We start from the raw sequence: 16,814 nt of genomic DNA, 5'->3' as shown, positions 1-16,814 counted from the left end.
GAGCGCGTTCGACGCGGAGGCTCTCTCGACCCTTTCTCAGAAGAACCCGCCGACTCGCGAGACGAGCTTCGGCACCTCCTCCGCGATCGCGTGCCGTTTGACCAGCCCGAAGCCGCCGAGGATGGTGACGAACCCGGCGACGGTCGTCGGAGTCACCGGCTCCGCGAGCAGGACCGCGCCGGCGACCGTGGCGACGACGGGGACGACGTAGGAGACGAGGTTGATCTCGAACGCGCCGAGCCGGTCGAGAAGCGTGAAGTAGATCGTGTACGCGACCGCCGAGGACAACACGCCGAGGAAGGCCAACGCGACGAGCGCCGGGAGTTCGGTCGCGGGGAGCCGCTGTCCCTCGCCGAGCCCGAGGCTGAACCCGTGCATCAGGAGGCCGCCGAACAGCATCGCCCACGCGGTGAGCGCGACGCTCGAGAACGACGTCCGGACGACTCGGAGCCCGACGCTGCTGAACGAGACGGAGACCACGCCGACGAAGATCAGCGCGACCCCGATCGTCACGCCGCCGGTCAGGTTCGCGGGGTCGGGCTGGGCGACGAGGCCGACGCCGACGAACGCCAGGACGACGCCGAGGCTTCCGCGTGCGTCGAGACTCGACTCGCCGATCCACAGCGCCGCGACGGCCGCGGTGACGATGGGGACGAGGCTGTAGGTGATCGAGGCGATCCCGCTCGTCGTGTACTGCTGGCCGGTGAAGAGCAGCGAGTTGTTGACGGCCACGTTGAACCCGCCGCTGAGCCCGATCGCGGCGAAGTCGCCGCGGGTCCGCGGGAGCGGGCTCGACTCGGTCAGGAGGACGTACGTGACGAGGACCAACGCGGCGATGTCGAACCGGTAGGCCGCGTACAACACGGGAGGATAGTACGCCAAGCCGACCTCGATGGCGACGAACGAGCCGCCCCAGAGGGCAGCGAGGAGGAAGAACAGGAGGACGTCGCGATACCTGGACACGACGGTTCGGACGGCGGCCTCCCGTATATCGGTGTTCGTTCCGGTCAGCTAGCGGGGGAACCGACGCCGCGCGGATCGTCGACGGACCGGGTCGAACGGACGTCGAAGGGGTACGATCGATCCGGTTTGTGGAGTTATTTACGCCGCTCGCTCGTGAGCGTGAGCCATGGAACCAGACCTCGACCGGTTCACGTCTCGGCGCTCGACCGTCTACGGGCAGGGTGGCGTCGTCGCCGCGAGCCAGCCGCTCGCGAGCGAGGCGGGGATCGGCGTCCTTCGTGACGGGGGGAACGCCTTCGACGCCGCGGTGGCGACGGCGGCCGCGCTCAACGTCGTGGAACCGACCTCGACCGGACTGGGCGGCGACGTGTTCGCGCTGTACCGGACCGCCGACGGCGACGTGGGCGCGATGCGCGCCTGCGGTGGCGCGCCGGCCGACGCGACGATCGAGAACGCTCGGGAGGCGATCGCCGACGACGAGGAGAGCGACGTCGACGACCCGGCTGACGCCGAGATGCCGACGACCGGCCCGCACGCGGTCACCGTCCCCGGCACCGCCCGCGGCTGGGAGGCGACCGCCGAGACGCTCGGGACGATGGACCTCGGCGAGCTGCTCCGCCCCGCGATCCGGCTGGCGACGGATGGGTACCCCGTCTCGGAGGTCGTCTCCGCCCAGTGGGAACACGGCGAGGAGCTCTTCGAAACCGACCACGCCCGCGAGGCGTTCCTCTTCGACGGGGAGTCGCCGTCGGTCGGCCAGCGCGTGACGCTCCCGAAGCTCGGGGAGTCCATGGAGCGGATCGCCGAGGAGGGCGCCGACGTGGTCTACGAGGGCGAGATCGGTGAGGCGATCGCGAACGAAGTCCAGCGGGCGGGCGGGTTCATGACCGTCGACGACCTCGCGGACTTCGAGGTGGAGTGGCCCGAGCCGGTCTCGACGACGTACAACGGCGCGGAGGTGTACGAACTGCCGCCGAACAACCAGGGACTCATCGCGCTTGAGGCGCTCAACGTCGCCGAGGAACTGGGCGCGGGCGAGTACGACTACGACTCCGCGGAGCGCGTCCACTACTTCTCGGAGGCGCTGAAGGTCGCCTTCCACGACGGGCACCGCTACATCACCGACCCCGAGTACGAGGACCACCCCCCGCTGGGGTCGAAGTCGTGGGCGAAGAAACGCGCCGCGGCGGTCGGCGAGACCGCGAACCACGACGTGAGCTTCGGCGTGCCCGACGCGAACGCCGAGGACGCCGACACCGTCCTCCTCACCGTCGCCGACGACGAGGGGAACGTGGTGTCGTACATCAACTCGCGGTTCGCCGGCTTCGGCTCCGGACTCGTCGCCGGCGACACCGGGATCGCTCTCCAGAACCGGGGGTCGTCGTTCTCGCTCGATCCCGAGCACCCGAACAGCCTCGAGCCCGGTAAGCGGCCGTTTCACACCCTCATTCCGGGGCTCATCCGGCTCGACGAGGACGACTGGGCGGCCTTCGGCGTGATGGGCGGATACATGCAGCCACAGGGACACGTTCAGACCCTCTCGAACGTCATCGATTACGGGATGCCGATCCAGCGCGCGCTCGACGAGCCGCGGTGGCGGTACCGCGAGGACGGGACCCTCGCGCTGGAGCCGCACTTCGACGACGACGTGGCCGCCAAACTCGTCCGGAAGGACCACGACGTGCGGACGATGTCACCGGGGGTGTTCGGCGGCGCGCAGATGGCGCGCAACGAGGGTGGCGTCCTCTCGGCGGCGACGGAGCCGCGAAAGGACGGGAACGCGCAGGGGTATTAAGCGACTTCAGTCCCCGCCGGCCGCCCGCGCCCGTCGCCTGGCGTCTTCGGGGGACTGCCCCTCGCGCACGAGCGCGTCGACGAACAGCTCGCCGGCCTTGTACGACGACCGGACCATCGGGCCGGACGCACAGTAGAGGAAGTCGAACTCCGTTTCGGCCACCCGGCGCCACGTCTCGAAGACGTCCGGGTGGACGTACTCGAAGACGTCGAGGTGCGAACGCGACGGCTGGAGGTACTGCCCGAACGTGACGACGTCGACGCCGACCTCACGGAGGTCGCCGAGCGTCCGGTACACCTCGTGGTCGTACTCGCCGACGCCGAGCATGAGGCTCGTCTTGGTGTGGATCTCGGACTCGCGGTCGACTCGATCGAGCACGGCGAGCGACTGCTCGTAGTTCGCGCGACGGTCGCGCACGGGCCACTGGAGGCGCTCGACCGTCTCCACGTTGTGAGCGATCACGTCGGGACCGGCGTCGACGATCCGGTCGACCGCTTCGGGGTCGCCGCCGAAGTCGGGGATCAGCGTCTCGACGAGGATCCCCGGATCCCGCCGCTTGATCGCGCGTATCGTCTCGGCGAAGTGTGCGGACCCGCCGTCCGCGAGGTCGTCGCGGTCGACGGAGGTGAGAACGACGTACTCCAGGCCGATCTCCGCGACCGCGTCGGCGACGTTCTCCGGCTCGTCGGGGTCGAGCGGGTCCATCCCGCCGGTCTCGACGTCACAGAAGTTACACCCGCGCGAGCAGCGGTCACCCATGAGCATGAACGTCGCGGTGCCCGGTCCGTTCGGACCGCTCTCGGCGGCGTCCGCCGCCTCGTCGTTCGGAGGCGCGTTCGCGCCTCCTGACCAGCACTCGCCCATGTTCGGGCAGTTGGCCTCCTCACAGACGGTGTGGAGGTCGCGATCGCGGAGGCTCGCCTTGATCTCCGTGAACCGGCTCCCCGAGGGGGGACGCGACTTCAGCCAGTCCGGTTTCCGCCGGCCGCGTTGCATACCCGATCCCTCGGGGGGCGAGTGGAAAAACGTGCGGGTCGACCGGGGTCGCCGAAGCCGTCGGAACGCGTTCGTCCGCGACGAGAGAACCTATATCAAATCCCTCCTCGGTGTGGACGTATGGAAGGCCCCTCGGAACGTTCGAATCACACCTTCGAGACGGAAGCGATCCACGCCGGCGAGGAGCCGGACCTTGATCCCGGCGGCACCGGCGACCTCGTGTCGCCGATCCACCTGTCGTCGACGTTCGCGATGGACGAGACGGGGAACCCGAGCCACGGGTACAAGTACTCGCGGCTGGGGAACCCGACCCGCGAGGCCCTCGACCGTCGCGTGGCGACGCTGAGCGGCGCGGATCACGCGATGACGTTCGCGTCCGGCATGGCCGCCATCGCGACGACGTGTCTGACCGCGCTCGAGTCGGGCGACCACGTCGTGGCGTTCGACGGTATCTACGGCGGAACGAAGGTGTTCTTCGACGAGTACCTCGCCGACCACTTCGACGTGACCGTCGAGTACGTCGACGCGACCGACCCGGAGGCCGTCGCCGACGCGGTCGTTCCCGAGACTGCGCTGTTCTGGATGGAGTCGCCGACGAATCCGCTCTTGAAGCTGTGCGACATCGAGGCCATCGCCGCGATCGCCGACGGCCACGACGTCCTCCTCGCCGTGGACAACACCTTTGCGACGCCGTACTTCCAGCGGCCGCTCGCGCTCGGGGCGGACGTGTCGGTTCACAGCACGACCAAGTACCTCAACGGCCACACCGACTCGATAGGCGGCGCGATCGTGACCGACGACGACGCGTTCGCCGACCGGGTCCGGTTCGTCCAGGAGTACGCCCTCGGCGCGATGATGCCGCCGTTCGACTGTTATCTGGTCCTCCGCGGGAGCAAGACCCTCCCGCTCCGGATGCGCCAGCACGAGGCGAACGCGACGCGCGTCGCGAGATATCTATCGGAACACGAGAAGGTCACCGCGGTCCACTATCCCGGTCTCGAAACCCACCCCCAACACGACCTCGCCGCGCGCCAGATGGACGGGTTCGGGGGAATCGTCTCGTTCGAGATCGACGGCGGGGCCGCGGAGGCGCGGGCGTTCGTGGAGTCGCTCGACCTGTTCACGCTGGCCGTCAGCCTTGGCAGCGTCGAGTCGCTGATCGAACACCCGGTGAGCATGTCCGCCTCGTACGTTCCGGAGGAGGAGCGACTGGCGTCCGGGATCACGGACTCGCTGATCCGAGCGCCCATCGGCGTCGAGAGCGCCGACGACCTGATCGCCGACCTCGAGCGGGGGTTAGAACACCTCTGAGACCGGATACGACGCCGCCACCGTCGCAACGAGGAGGCTCTGGCGGGTCACCCGAGGTCGTCCGCCTCGACGACCGTCGCGAACTCCCTCGAGAGGTGTGCGAGCGCGACCCGGTGGGAGGTCTCGGGATCGATCCGCTCCCCGTCCGGCCCCTCGCGCTCGTGGGTCGCGGTCGCGTCGGCGACGAGGTACACGTCGTAGCCGCGGTTCTCGGCCATCCGGACCGTCGTCGAGACGCAGTGGTCGGTGGTGAGCCCGCAGACGACGAGGGTGTCGCGGCCGCGCTCTCGCAGCCAGTCGTCGAGGTCGGTCCCGAGGAACGCGCCGTTGACCGACTTCACGAAGGTCGCCTCGCCGTCGGCCGGGGCCGTCTCCGCCTTCCAAGCGAACCCCGGCGCGTCGCCCCGGAGCGGCGACTCCGGCTCCGTCGAGTCGTGTCGCACGTGCGCGACCGGGCGGCCCCGCGCGCGCCAACGCGCGAGGAGGTCGGCGGCGACCGCCTCCGCCTCGGGGTTGTTTCGCTCGCCCCACCCCGGCTCGTCGAAGCCGGTCTGGAAGTCGACGAGGAGCAGGACCGCGTCGTCGGGGAGCGATGAGTCGTCGGAGGGATCGATATCAGTCATCGCCGACCCCCAGAACGGTCGCCGGCGACCCGTCCGGATCCTCGGAGCCGCCATCCGCGTCCGCGAACCGCCGCCACGCGCCGCGCTCGAGCAGTTCTTCGGATGCTTTCGGGTGCTCGCGGGTCGGCTCAAGCGGGCACTCGTCGGGGCTCTCCGCGTCGTCCTCGCGGAAGAGGTACTGTCTCCACTCGCGGTCGCCCGCCGCGCCCCAGTCGCCGAGGTCGGCGTGCGGGCAGACCCCGTCGTACGCCTCCATCCGGGAGCGGATGGCGTCGCGGGCGCGCTCACCCGCCTCCGTATCCGCCGTGATCCCCTCGAAGACCGCCCGCGGCTGGAAGGTGACCTCCAGGCCGACCGGCGAGTAGCGGCTCTTGCGGTCGTCATAGAAGGGCGCACGCGAGGTCGGGAAAAGCGGCTCGCCGCCGAAACAGAACTCCCAGTAGGGGTCGTCGGGGTCGATCGGGATCTCCTCGGGCCACGGTTCGGGGTCGTGGACGTGGAGGAACTCGAGGACGTGCCAGAGCGCCTCGTGGTAGTCGGCCTCGGTCGAGTCCGTCGTATCCGTCTCGTCCCCGTCGGGTGGACGGAAGAACACTGCGAGCGGTGCCCGCTCCGCGTGGTCCGGGTAGGTCTCGAGGTACTCGAGGAGGAGGTCTCGCAGCCGGAGGAGCGCGGCGGGGTCGCTCGTTGACTCGCACGCCGCGTACAGCAGGTCGCCCTCGCGCTCGACCTCGATCCCGAAGTAACACGGGAACGGCGACCCGTCGCGCTCGCCCAGCATCGACTCGCGGAACGTGCGGTAGTGCTCGGCGAGCCAGCCGGGCGCGTCCCCGAGCCGACCGTGGAGCGTCTCCTGGTCCAACAGCACGCCCTCGGTTCCGGGCTCGTTCATGTGCCCAATCCGCGGGCGACCGGCTTTTGGCTTTCGGCGAGGTCCGCGCGGGCCTCCCCGTCTCCGGTGCGTGCCGCCGTGCCGCCGTCCCGCCGGGGCGTTTATCCCGACGGCCGCGAGTGACGACGTATGCTCATGACGCCGGGGCCGACCGCGGTCCCAGAACCCGTCCGCGAGGCGATGAGTCGCGAGCTGATCAACCCGGACGTCGACCCCGTGTTTCAGGGGATCTACGCCGACCTCGTCGACCGGCTCGAGTCGGTGTACGGCCTCGAAACGGATGACTCACACGACGTCGTCGTCCCCGGCGGCGAGGGGATCTTGGGGCTGGAGGCCGCGATCGCCTCGCTCGTCGAGCCCGGCACCGAGGTGCTGTGTCTGTCCAACGGGCTCTACGGCGACGGGTTCGCCGACTTCGTCGAGTCGTACGGCGGCGAGGCGACCGTGGTCGACGCCCCCTACGACGACCCGCTTCCGCTCGAGGACCTCGAGGACGCGCTCGCGGCCGACGACGCCGACTACGACCTCGCGACGATGGTCCACTGTGAGACCCCCACGGGAACGCTCAACGACCTCGCCCCCGCGCTCGACCTGCTGGAGGCGGCGGACGGGGAGGTCCTCACCGTCGTCGACGCCGTCTCCTCGCTCGGCGGCACGCCGGTTCCGACGGAGCGGATCGACGTCTGTCTGGGGGCCTCCCAGAAGTGTTTCAGCGCGCCACCGGGGCTCACCACCGCCGCGATCAGCGAACGAGCGTGGACGGCGATGGAGGAACACGACCCGCACTCGCTGTACACGAACTTCCTGCCGTGGCGCGACACCGACGGGGGGTTCCCGTACACCCACCTCACGACGAACGTCGTGGCGCTCGACGAGGCACTCTCGCTCCTCCTCGAGGAGGGCCTCGACGACGTCTACGCCCGACACGAGGCGGCCGCGGCGCGCTGTCGCGAACGGGGCGCGGAGTTGGGTCTGGAGCCGTTCGCCGACCTCGAGCGGTGTTCGCCGACGGTGACGGCCTTCGAGGTCCCCGGTCGGGCGGAAGAGCTACAGAATCGGCTCCACGAGGAACACGACGTGCTCGTCGCGACCGGGCTCGGCGACCTCGCCGACGACCTGTTGCGGGTCGGACACATGGGCCACGCCGCGCGCGTCGAGCGCGTGGACGAGACGATGGACGCGCTGGAGGCCGTGCTGTGAGGGCGATCGCGACGCCGGCCGCCGACGCGGCCGACCGCTACCGCCGCGCCCACTCGAGCATCCGCCCGTAGAAGGGATCGGAACCGAGCGCCCTCGCGTCGCCGACGAGCGTCAACTGCTTTTTCGCGCGAGTGAGCGCGACGTTCACCCGGCGGTGGTCCTCGAAGATCGGGCCGTCGAGGTCGCCGGTCGCGACGAAGGAGACCACGATCACCTCCTTCGAGGAGCCCTGGAACCGGTCGACGGTGTCGACGGTCACGTCCGTGCGGCGGCCGATCTCCGCGACCTGCGCGCGGAAGGGCGCGATGACGCCGACGTCGTCGGGGTCGGCCCCGGCCGCGAGGTAGGCGTCGACGACCCCCGCGACGCGTTCGGCCTCCCGGACGTTGCGGTTACCGTCGCGCTCGCCGCCGGGGTCGACGAACCCCACGCCGCCGGTCAGTTCGGGCGCGAGGTCGGCGGGGTCGACGCCGAGGTCGCTCAGCCGCTGGCCGGCGACCTCGGGGGTTGCGGGCCGGAGCGCACCGTCGTAGAACTCCGCGGACGCGAACGCCTGGATCCGCTGGCTCATCCGGTACTGCCGGTCGAGCATCACGCTCGCGTCGGGGTACGCCTCGATGAGTCGCTGAAACAGCGAGGTCTTCAGGTCGTTCTCGGCGCGGACCACGGGGGGGAGCTGCTCGTGGTCGCCGACGAGGACGAACCGGTCGGCGAGCGTGATCGCGGCGTGGGTGCTCGGCTCCGTGAGCTGTGAGGCCTCGTCGACGAGCGCCACGTCGAACTCGCACTCGCGCATGACGCGGGAGCCGCAGGCGGCGGTCGTGGCCGCGACGACGGGGGCGTCCCGAAGCTCCGCCGCCTTCTCGTTCGGGTCGCCGCGCTCGACCAGTCGAACGTCCTGCATGTCGGCGCGGACGCCGGTCTCGCTGCCGACCCGGAGCACGTCGTTGAATCCCTGATCACGAAGCGCCTCGAGGGCGTTGTCGACGGCGCGGTTCGTGAACGCCGAGAGCAACACGCGGTTCCCGTCGGCGACGAGCGCGCGGATCGTCCGCGCGATGGTGTACGTCTTTCCCGTCCCGGGCGGGCCGTGGATCAGCGCGCAGTCCTCGGCGTCGACCGCGAGCGAGACCGCCTCGTTCTGGGCGGCGTTGTTGTCGATGTACGTCGAGGAGTCGCCGTCAGTGGCGAATTCCGGCTCGCGACGGCCGAAGACCACGTCTTTCCGTCGCTCGCTCCCCTTCAACACCGCATCGTGGAGGGCGGTGAGCATCCGGTCGACGGAGATCTCCGAGGGGTAGACGTCGAGCCGTCCGAGGTCGACCGGCTCGTCGGTCTCGACGACGACCTCCTCGCCCAACTCGCGGATCCGACCGAGCTCGGCGTGGCCGGTCACGGGGTCGCCGTCGCTCGCGAGCGCCACGTCGCCCTCGCGCAGCTTCGAGACCGCGTCGTCCGGCTTCCGGGCGCGCAGTTCCCAGCGGTTGTCGTCGATCTCGGTCCGCGAAACGGGTTCGAGACCGATCAGCGCCCGGTCGTCGGCCGCGCGCTCCTCGGGGGTCTGCTCCCAGAGCTTCCGGTACTCCGCGTGCGTCTCGCGGCGCTCCTCCTCGATGGCGGTGTAAAAGCGGTCGAAGTAGTCGCGTTCCTCGTCGGGGACGGGGCTCCCTACCTGTCCCGCCTTCGACTCCTGGTCGAGGCGACCGGAGACGACCATACAGGCGTCCTGCTCGAAACAGTAGCTACAGTTCGCGTCCGCCTCGTACCCCGTGGGCACCGTCGGGCGCTCGCCGGGGTCGTCCAGCGCGCGCCACTCCATCGCGGCGAGCGCGTTGCGCTCGCGCACGACGAACTTCAACAGGCCGTCGCCGACGGCGAACTCCTTGGCGGGCGCGAGGTCGCCGCTCTCCTCGTTGCGCTCGAGCGCGGTGTTCTTGGTGTACAGGAGCGTCCCGATGTCCGGGTCGACGCCGCGTTCCTCGAGCATGAGCGCGTAGCAGGCCGCCTGTATCTTGTCCTGGAACCTGGGCTCGCGGTTGGTGTTCTTGCCCGTCTTGAGTTCAACCGGGGTCCCGCGCCGGAGCGCGTCGGCGCGTCCCTTCAGCCCGAACGTCGGCGAGAGGAGCGTGAACTCCGAGCGCCACGTGTCCTCGTCCGTGAGAGTGCCCTGCGCGAGCCACCCCTCGATCGCGGCCGCGTTGCGCCGCACCTCATCCTCCACCTCCGACGGCTCGTAGCCGAGCAGGCCGAGCTCGAGCCCCGCCTCCTCGACGCGGTCGCTCACGGACGCCTCGAGGTCCATCCCCCGCAACAGGTCGCCGAACACCTCGTGGACGATCGTCCCCTTGACGACCGGGTAGTTCAGCGGGATCCCCGAGAGCTTGTTCAGGTAGTACATCCGGGGACACTGGACCCACGACCGGATCCCGGTCACGTCGACGAGGAAGTCGGGCTCGAGCACGACCCACGAGTCGCCGGTCGTCGCGTACCCCGTCTCTCCCCCGTAGTCGTCCTCCTCCGCTCCCGTGACGAGCAGTTCCATGCCGGGTTCGGCGTGCTCGCCGGTCTCGGTCCAGTCGCCCCACAGCGTCACGTCGACCGGCTCGGCCGCGCCGCGCTCCGGGCGGACCCGTAGCTCGCGGAGGTCGCGCTCGCCGTACGACGTCGACACCGTTCGCGTCTCTCCTACGGAGACGATCGGACCCCGAACGTTCACGCCTCCCATCCTCGTCGGCGGCGAAAAACGCTGTCGGTGCGGGGGGACGGATTCGGACTCCGACGGGGCGAACCCGAGGGTTCCTTACCGTCCGGCGCGTGGGGCCGGTCATGAGCGACTCGCCGTACGACCGCTACGGGCGGCCCGTCGTCGTCGGATTCGTCGTCGTGCTGGCGGCGCTGTCCGTCGCGAGCGCGTACCTCCGCGTCTCGAGCGCCGGGCTCGCCGCCGCCGGCGACGCGCTCGTCAGCCTCTACATCGCGGCGGTCGTCGTCTGGGGGACGTTTCGCGAGGGGTACGACACCACTCGCTTCCGGATCGCGCTGTACGGCGTGCTCGTGCTCTGGGGATCGGCCGACCTGATCGCCGGGGCGGACGCGCCGCTGGCTTACCTCTTTCTCGTCGGCGGGTCGCTTCTGATCGCGTGGGAGTCGTACTCCGCGCGCGCCGAGCGGAAGCCGGTGTACGAGCGGTGAGACGTCGGAGGAGTCCCTCTCCGTGGTCCATCTTCGCGACTCGATCCACCGACTTCCGTCGCCGCGACCGACACGCTCATGCGGACTCCGGCGCAACGTGACGCCGACATGCGCGTACGCGACTGGCAGGAGATCCTCGCGGACGTCGCGAGCGACTCGACCGATCCGGACGGCTGGCGCGCCGTCGCCGGCTCCCGCCGCGGGGGGCTCGGCGAGGACCTCTACTTCGGGCACCCGAGCGTCGGCGTCTACCACCTGAAGACGTACGCGAAGAACCCGCGTGACCTCCGCGGGGTGGGCACGCGGGTCGCCCGCCGGGTCGACGACGAACTCGACCCGCTCCTCCCCACCGAGGGGTCGCCGGGGCGGTTCGCGGTGCGGTCGCCCCCCGAGAGCAAGGACGAGGCGAAGGACGTGGCGACCCGACTTGAGGAGACGCTGAAGGTCCACGCCGAGGCACCCACGGACCCCGATCACCTCTTCGAGGACGTGATGGAGGCGATCGACTCCCCGGCGTTCGGTCCCATGGACTACGAGTTCGACGGGCGTCCCGACGAGCTCGACGAGCTGGGTGACACCTTCGAGGAGGCGGAGGAGCTGCTCTCGGCGGAGCTCGAGGACCTGATCGACGAGGACGACGTGGACCGCGGGTTCCACTGAGAGCCCGCCGACGGAATCGGGTCACACCAGCCCGTCGAACGCGCCGCCCTTGATCCCCGGTCCGTCGGGCACCTCGATCCGGCCGTCGACGACCGGACAGGGGTCCGGCGCGAGGTCCTCGACGAGCAGGTCACCCGTCGCGAGCCCGCAGGGGGGGACGTCGGGGACCGCGCCCGCGACGTGGACGGCCGCAGTCCGGGCGACGACGGCGTCGATCGTCGTCGTGATAACTGGCTCGACGCCGACTTCGCGAGCCCGGAGCGCCGCGTCGAGCGCGCGATCCGGCCCGCCGAGCGCCATCGGCTTGATGACGAGCGCGTCGGCCGCGTCGGCCGCCAACACGTCCGCGACGGAGTGCGCCGCGAGCGACTCGTCGAGCGCGATCGGGACCTCGCTCTCCGCGCGCAACCGGGCGGTCGCGTCGAGGGCCGCCGCCGGAAGCGGCTGTTCGACGTACCCGAGACCGAGCGACTCCAGCCGGTCGAGCATCCAGCGCGCGCTCGATCGGTCCCACGCGCCGTTCGCGTCCGCGCGGAGGTCGACCGCTGCCCCCACGGTCTCGCGGACCGCGCGGACGCGGTCGAGGTCTTCCTCGAGCGAGCGCGCGCCCGCCTTCACCTTCAGACAGCGGTGGCCGTCGTCGACCGCGCGCTCCGCGGCCGCCGCCGTCGACTCCGGAGTCCCGTCCCCGATCGTGGCGTTGACCGGGACGGAGTCAGCGGGTTTCGGCGGGTCGAACCGGTCGCCGGAGTGGGCCGCTCGGTCGGCGAGGTGGGCGGAAAGCGACCGGTCCGCGTCGCGGGCGGCCGCGTCGGCGAGCGCGAGCGCGAGGCCGTGGCGGGCGGCGGGGGTCTCCCGGGCGTCGAGGTCGGCGAGGACGGTCGCCGGACCGGCCGGCTCCGCGGCCGCCTCGCGGAGCGCGCGCTCACACGCCGAGCGCGACTCGGTCCACCCGGGCAGCGGAGCGGCCTCGCCGACGCCGGGGGCGGGGGCGGGAGAATCGGTGTCGGAGGGATCCGCGTCACCGCCGACGCCGACGAGGAACCCCCGCCGCTCGGTCATCTCCTCGCGGGCGGTCCGTAGCGGAGTCGCGAGCGCGACGGAGAACGGACGGAGCCGCATCAGACCGCGAGGCCGACGGCGAACGCGATCGCGTACGCCGCGAGCAGCTTGCCGGTCGATTCGAGCGCGGGATTGAGCGCGTCGCCGGACGTCTCGGTCAGGACGGTCCGGGTGACGCCGGCCGCGAGCGGGAGGGTCGAGAGCGGGAGGAGGGGAGCGAGCCCGTCCCCGGTCGCGACGAACCAGAACGGAGTGACGTACGCGAGCCCGAGGAGGCCGACGTACTGGACCCGCGAGAACCGGTAGCCGAAGCGGACGGCGAGGGTCCGTTTGCCCGTCTCCGCGTCCTCCTCGCGGTCGCGGACGTTGTTGACGACGAGGATGTTCGTCGAGAGCGCGGCCACCGGCAGGCTGGCGACGACGGCCGCGAGCGTGACGGTGCCGTCGGGGAGCCACAGCGGGAACGTCTCGCCCACGAGGGCGGCCGCCTGAACGTAGTAGGTTCCGGCAACCGCGATCAGCCCGAAGAAGACGAAGACGAACACGTCGCCGAGCCCGTGGTAGCCGAGGGGGTAGGGGCCGCCGGTGTAGGCGATGCCGGCGGCGACTGAGGCGAGTCCGATCACGAGTATCGGGACGCCGCCGACGGAGACGAGGTAGGTGCCGACGCCGATCGCGGCCGCGAACGTCAGCCACATGGCCCGTTTGACCTCCGCGGGTTCGATGAGGCCGCTGGCGACGACGCGGGTGAACCCCTCGCGGTCGTCGGTGTCGGCGCCCTGGATCGCGTCGTAGTAGTCGTTCGCGAAGTTGGTCCCGATCTGGATCAGCGCCGCGCCGACGAGCGCCGCGACCGCCGGGAGCGGCGCGAACGTGCCGGCTCCGAGAGCGAGTCCGACGCCGACGATCACGGGTGCGGCCGCCGCCGGGAGCGTCTGCGGTCGCGCGGCGATCACCCACGCCCGCCGACGCGACACCTCCGTAGCCATTACCGACGCTTGGGGGGTGTCTCCCCTTAAGCTTCCCATCGACGGCGGGTTCGCCGGCATCGACGGGGGGACTCGACGTCCGCGGTCTCGCACGTCGACGACCGGTCGAGTCGGGTCGCGGTGAAGACGGCCGGCTCACGTACACCTAACAGCCGTGCGACCGCGTCGGGCGTATGGCGCGTGTCCCATACGCTGAGCCGGCGGACGTTCCGGACGAACACGAGGAGCTACTGGAGTCCGTCCTCCAAGGGAAGCCGCTCAACGTGTACCGATCGCTCGGCAATAACCCCGCGGTCCTCGCGGGGATGCGGGCGTTCCTGCGTTCGCTGTGGCACGACAGCGGGCTCACGGACAGGGAACGGGAGTTCGTCATCCTCGCGACGGCGGCGACGATCGACAACCGCTACGAGTGGCACCAGCACGTCAACATCGCGCGCGACGTCGGCATCGACGACGCCGTCATCGCCGGGGTCGGAACCGGGGATCTGACCGCGCTCGACGACGGCGAACGGACGCTCGTGGAGTACGTCCGCGCCGTCGTTCGGGAGTCGGTCGACGCCGTCACCCACGAGTCGATCGCCGCGCTGTACGACGAGTCCGAGATCGTCGGGATCGCTGCCACCGCGCAGGGGTACGCCGCGCTCGGCGGGCTCATCCGCGCGTTCGACCTGGAGTTGGAGTCGGGAACGGCGTTCCACGGGTGGGACCCGCGGTGAGCGGGAAGGCGGGGCGGTGCGGGTCGGTGCGGTTCGCCGCGGCGGGCCGGGCCGGTCAGCGTGGTCGACGCGCCGACCGATCCGCTCCCGCAACCTCTTTGCGGCCCCTCGACGAACCCGAGGGCATGAGCCACGGATCCCTCGACGACGACGCGGTCGAGAGCTATCGGGAGGCCGGCGCGGTGCTGGTCGAGGCGGTGAACGAGGCCAAGTCGATGGTCGAACCGGGCCGAACGCAACTCGAGGTCGCCGAGTGGGTGGAGGACTTCGTCCGCGAGGAGGGCGCGGGACTGGCGTTCCCCGTCAACCTCAGCATCGACTCCGAGGCCTCGCACGCGACCCCGTCCCGTGACGACGAGACGGAGTTCGGCGAGGAGATGGTGTGTCTCGACGTGGGCGTCCACGTGGACGGCTACATCGCCGACGCCGCGGTCACCGTCGATCACACCGGCAACGTCGAACTCGTCGAGGCCGCGGAGATGGCGCTGGAGGCCGCCGTCGACGAGGCGGGTCCCGGCGTCGAGGTCGGCGTGGTCGGGAAGGCGATCGAGGACGTGATCCGCGGGTACGGCTACACGCCGGTTCTGAACCTCTCCGGGCACGGCGTCGAGCGGTACGACGCCCACACCGGTCCGAACGTCCCGAACCGCGGGGTCGACCGCTCCGTCGAGTTGGAGCCCGGGCAGGCGGTGGCCATCGAGCCGTTCGCGACCGACGGCCGCGGCAAGGTCGGCGAGGGGACCGACGAGGAGATATTCGAGCTCGAACGCGAGAAGAGCGTCCGGGATCGCAGGGCGCGGCAGGCGCTCGAGGAGATCGCCGAATTCGACGGGCTCCCCTTCGCCGCCCGGTGGCTCTCCGACGACCGCGCCGGCATGGCGCTTCGCCGCCTGAAGCAGGCGAACGTGATCAAGGGCTACCCCGTACTCAAGGAGGCCGACGACGCGCTCGTGAGCCAGGCGGAACACACCCTGTTGATCACCGACGACGGCGTCGAGGTGACAACGGCGGGCATCCACGGCTTCGACGACTAGCTCGCCGCCGGATCTCTCGCCGCGGGACTCGGTCAGACGATCTTCATCATCCGCGTCTCGAACTTCCCGACGCGGACGCGCACCCACCCCGACAGCTCGGCGTCGAGCTCGGGGTCGTCCGTGTCGACACGGAGCGCTCGCACGTCGTCGAGCTTCGTGCGTGACGCGACGATCCGCACGTCGCACTCGCGGATCACGGCCGGCGAGAGCTGCGGGTTCCCCCGCCCGAAGACGAACCCCTGTCCGCCGATCGGCGAGACGACGATCTCGTTCTCCTCGCCGAGTGCCGCCAGGATCTCCGACTCCGTCGCGTCCAGGGCAACCACCTCGCCGTCGCGCCAGACGTCGACGCCGATCGGGGAGGGCGAGAAGCCGAGTTCGGCCTTGATCGCGCCCACCGTCGACCCGGGGCCGAGGACGTAGGTGACGCCCTCCCCCTCGCGCGCTCGAATGTCGTCCGCGACCCCCTCCGCGAGCGACTCGACGGTCCCGCTCGCCGTCTGTTTCGACGACTGAAGGTCGTCGGCGACGGGGACGTGTGCGACCCCGCGAAGCTCCGGGTGGACCTCCCCCTCCCGGTAGGCGTCCTCGTCGATGTCCATCACCTCGCGCCGCTCGGTCCGCGAGAAGGTCGCCGCCACCTCCGCGGCGTCCTCTGGGGAGACCGCGAACACAGAGGAATACACCTTCACGCCCGCGGGAACGCCGAGCATCGGCGTGCCCGTGCCCTCTAGGGCGGTCGCCACGTCCGCCGCGGTGCCGTCGCCGCCGACGAACAACACGAGGTCGACGCCCGCCTCCAGAAAGGCCTCCACCGCGCGACGGGTGTGCTCGGCGGTCGTCTCGATGGGCGCGTCGTCGGTCCCCCGCCGCTCTTCGCTCTCGAACGGGTCGACGACCCGGACCGGCTCGAAGCCGGCCTCGCGGACGATCCGCTCGCCCATCGGGTCGGCCGCCGTCGAGACGGCGGTCTCGGGTGCGACCGCGGCGAGCCGATCCATCGCCCGCCTCGCCCGGTCGGGAGCGCGCGGCTTCGCCCCGCGCTCGCGAGCCTCCTCGACCTTCCCGTCGGTCCCTTTCAGCCCCACGCGACCGCCCATCCCGGCGATCGGGTTCATCACGACGCCGACGTGCATACCCGACGTTTCGGCGGCGGCCACTTAACGGATCGCGGACGGGGAGACGGTCCGAATTCCTCTGCGCCGGTGTACAACGAAACTCGGTTGAAACGAAACAGGATCGGATTCAAACGGGAATTATACGTATATCTATCGATTACATACGGATTCTGAGATAGATTTATATTCACTGGTTCTCTCGGCTCGAAGCGTATGAGGGATCACGCCGGACACGACGAGGCCCGAACCGACCCGGAACGCTC

General features: G+C 70.5%; 15 protein-coding genes. 7 read left to right on the top strand and 8 right to left on the bottom strand.

Annotation, left to right across the window (positions count from 1 at the left end):
- Window positions 1-36 precede the first annotated feature (36 nt).
- Window positions 37-963: a DMT family transporter gene (locus FN829_RS05050; RefSeq protein WP_142985909.1), complete on the bottom strand. Its 927-nt coding sequence runs from the start codon at window positions 961-963 to the stop codon at window positions 37-39.
- A gap of 166 nt (window positions 964-1,129) precedes the next feature.
- Between FN829_RS05050 and ggt the strand changes: the two genes are divergently transcribed.
- Window positions 1,130-2,758 carry a gamma-glutamyltransferase gene (gene ggt, locus FN829_RS05045; protein ID WP_142985908.1) on the top strand — a complete coding sequence of 543 codons (1,629 nt, stop codon included), beginning with the start codon at window positions 1,130-1,132 and terminating at the stop codon, window positions 2,756-2,758.
- A gap of 6 nt (window positions 2,759-2,764) precedes the next feature.
- Here ggt and lipA read toward each other — a convergent pair whose 3' ends face one another.
- Window positions 2,765-3,754, bottom strand: coding sequence for a lipoyl synthase (gene lipA, locus FN829_RS05040; RefSeq protein WP_142985907.1), 990 nt, complete (start codon window positions 3,752-3,754; stop codon window positions 2,765-2,767).
- Between the two features lie 120 nt (window positions 3,755-3,874).
- Between lipA and FN829_RS05035 the strand changes: the two genes are divergently transcribed.
- Complete coding sequence (locus FN829_RS05035) at window positions 3,875-5,065, top strand: trans-sulfuration enzyme family protein (RefSeq protein WP_142985906.1); 1,191 nt, start codon at window positions 3,875-3,877, stop codon at window positions 5,063-5,065.
- 47 nt (window positions 5,066-5,112) lie between these two features.
- On the opposite strand, the gene FN829_RS05030 is transcribed toward FN829_RS05035, so the two are convergent.
- Both FN829_RS05030 and FN829_RS05025 read right to left on the bottom strand, forming a co-directional pair.
- Complete coding sequence (locus FN829_RS05030) at window positions 5,113-5,688, bottom strand: cysteine hydrolase family protein (protein WP_142985905.1); 576 nt, start codon at window positions 5,686-5,688, stop codon at window positions 5,113-5,115.
- On the bottom strand, window positions 5,681-6,580 hold the full coding sequence (locus FN829_RS05025) for a YqcI/YcgG family protein (RefSeq protein ID WP_142985904.1): 900 nt from the start codon (window positions 6,578-6,580) through the stop codon (window positions 5,681-5,683). Before FN829_RS05025 ends, FN829_RS05030 begins: the two co-directional genes overlap by 8 nt.
- 129 nt (window positions 6,581-6,709) lie before the next feature.
- Here FN829_RS05025 and FN829_RS05020 point away from each other — a divergent pair, with 129 nt between their 5' ends.
- Entirely contained in the window at window positions 6,710-7,780 is a 1,071-nt protein-coding gene (locus FN829_RS05020; protein ID WP_142985903.1) for a pyridoxal-phosphate-dependent aminotransferase family protein, read from the top strand.
- A 37-nt stretch (window positions 7,781-7,817) separates the two neighbouring features.
- Here FN829_RS05020 and FN829_RS05015 read toward each other — a convergent pair whose 3' ends face one another.
- On the bottom strand, window positions 7,818-10,496 hold the full coding sequence (locus FN829_RS05015) for an AAA domain-containing protein (protein ID WP_142985902.1): 2,679 nt from the start codon (window positions 10,494-10,496) through the stop codon (window positions 7,818-7,820).
- Window positions 10,497-10,606: 110 nt separating this feature from the next.
- Here FN829_RS05015 and FN829_RS05010 point away from each other — a divergent pair, with 110 nt between their 5' ends.
- Both FN829_RS05010 and FN829_RS05005 read left to right on the top strand, forming a co-directional pair.
- On the top strand, window positions 10,607-10,972 hold the full coding sequence (locus FN829_RS05010) for a hypothetical protein (RefSeq protein ID WP_142985901.1): 366 nt from the start codon (window positions 10,607-10,609) through the stop codon (window positions 10,970-10,972).
- A 108-nt stretch (window positions 10,973-11,080) separates the two neighbouring features.
- Window positions 11,081-11,632: a hypothetical protein gene (locus tag FN829_RS05005; protein ID WP_142985900.1), complete on the top strand. Its 552-nt coding sequence runs from the start codon at window positions 11,081-11,083 to the stop codon at window positions 11,630-11,632.
- A 21-nt stretch (window positions 11,633-11,653) separates the two neighbouring features.
- On the opposite strand, the gene FN829_RS05000 is transcribed toward FN829_RS05005, so the two are convergent.
- On the bottom strand, window positions 11,654-12,754 hold the full coding sequence (locus FN829_RS05000) for a mandelate racemase/muconate lactonizing enzyme family protein (protein WP_142985899.1): 1,101 nt from the start codon (window positions 12,752-12,754) through the stop codon (window positions 11,654-11,656).
- A complete protein-coding gene (locus FN829_RS04995; RefSeq protein ID WP_142985898.1) occupies window positions 12,754-13,683 on the bottom strand; it encodes a 1,4-dihydroxy-2-naphthoate polyprenyltransferase in 930 nt (309 codons plus the stop codon). Before FN829_RS04995 ends, FN829_RS05000 begins: the two co-directional genes overlap by 1 nt.
- Window positions 13,684-13,856: 173 nt before the next feature.
- Here FN829_RS04995 and FN829_RS04990 point away from each other — a divergent pair, with 173 nt between their 5' ends.
- Window positions 13,857-14,399, top strand: coding sequence for a carboxymuconolactone decarboxylase family protein (locus FN829_RS04990; RefSeq protein ID WP_142985897.1), 543 nt, complete (start codon window positions 13,857-13,859; stop codon window positions 14,397-14,399).
- 125 nt (window positions 14,400-14,524) lie between these two features.
- Window positions 14,525-15,433, top strand: a complete 909-nt coding sequence (map, locus tag FN829_RS04985; protein WP_142985896.1) for a type II methionyl aminopeptidase — start codon at window positions 14,525-14,527, stop codon at window positions 15,431-15,433.
- A gap of 32 nt (window positions 15,434-15,465) precedes the next feature.
- Here the strand turns inward: map and FN829_RS04980 are convergent, their stop codons facing one another.
- On the bottom strand, window positions 15,466-16,569 hold the full coding sequence (locus FN829_RS04980; RefSeq protein ID WP_142985895.1) for an ATP-NAD kinase family protein: 1,104 nt from the start codon (window positions 16,567-16,569) through the stop codon (window positions 15,466-15,468).
- Window positions 16,570-16,814 lie beyond the last annotated feature (245 nt).

Source organism: Halorubrum cibi (genome assembly GCF_900182635.1).
Classification (GTDB): Archaea; Halobacteriota; Halobacteria; order Halobacteriales; family Haloferacaceae; genus Halorubrum; species Halorubrum cibi.
This window is presented reverse-complemented; position numbering and strand designations above follow the sequence as displayed.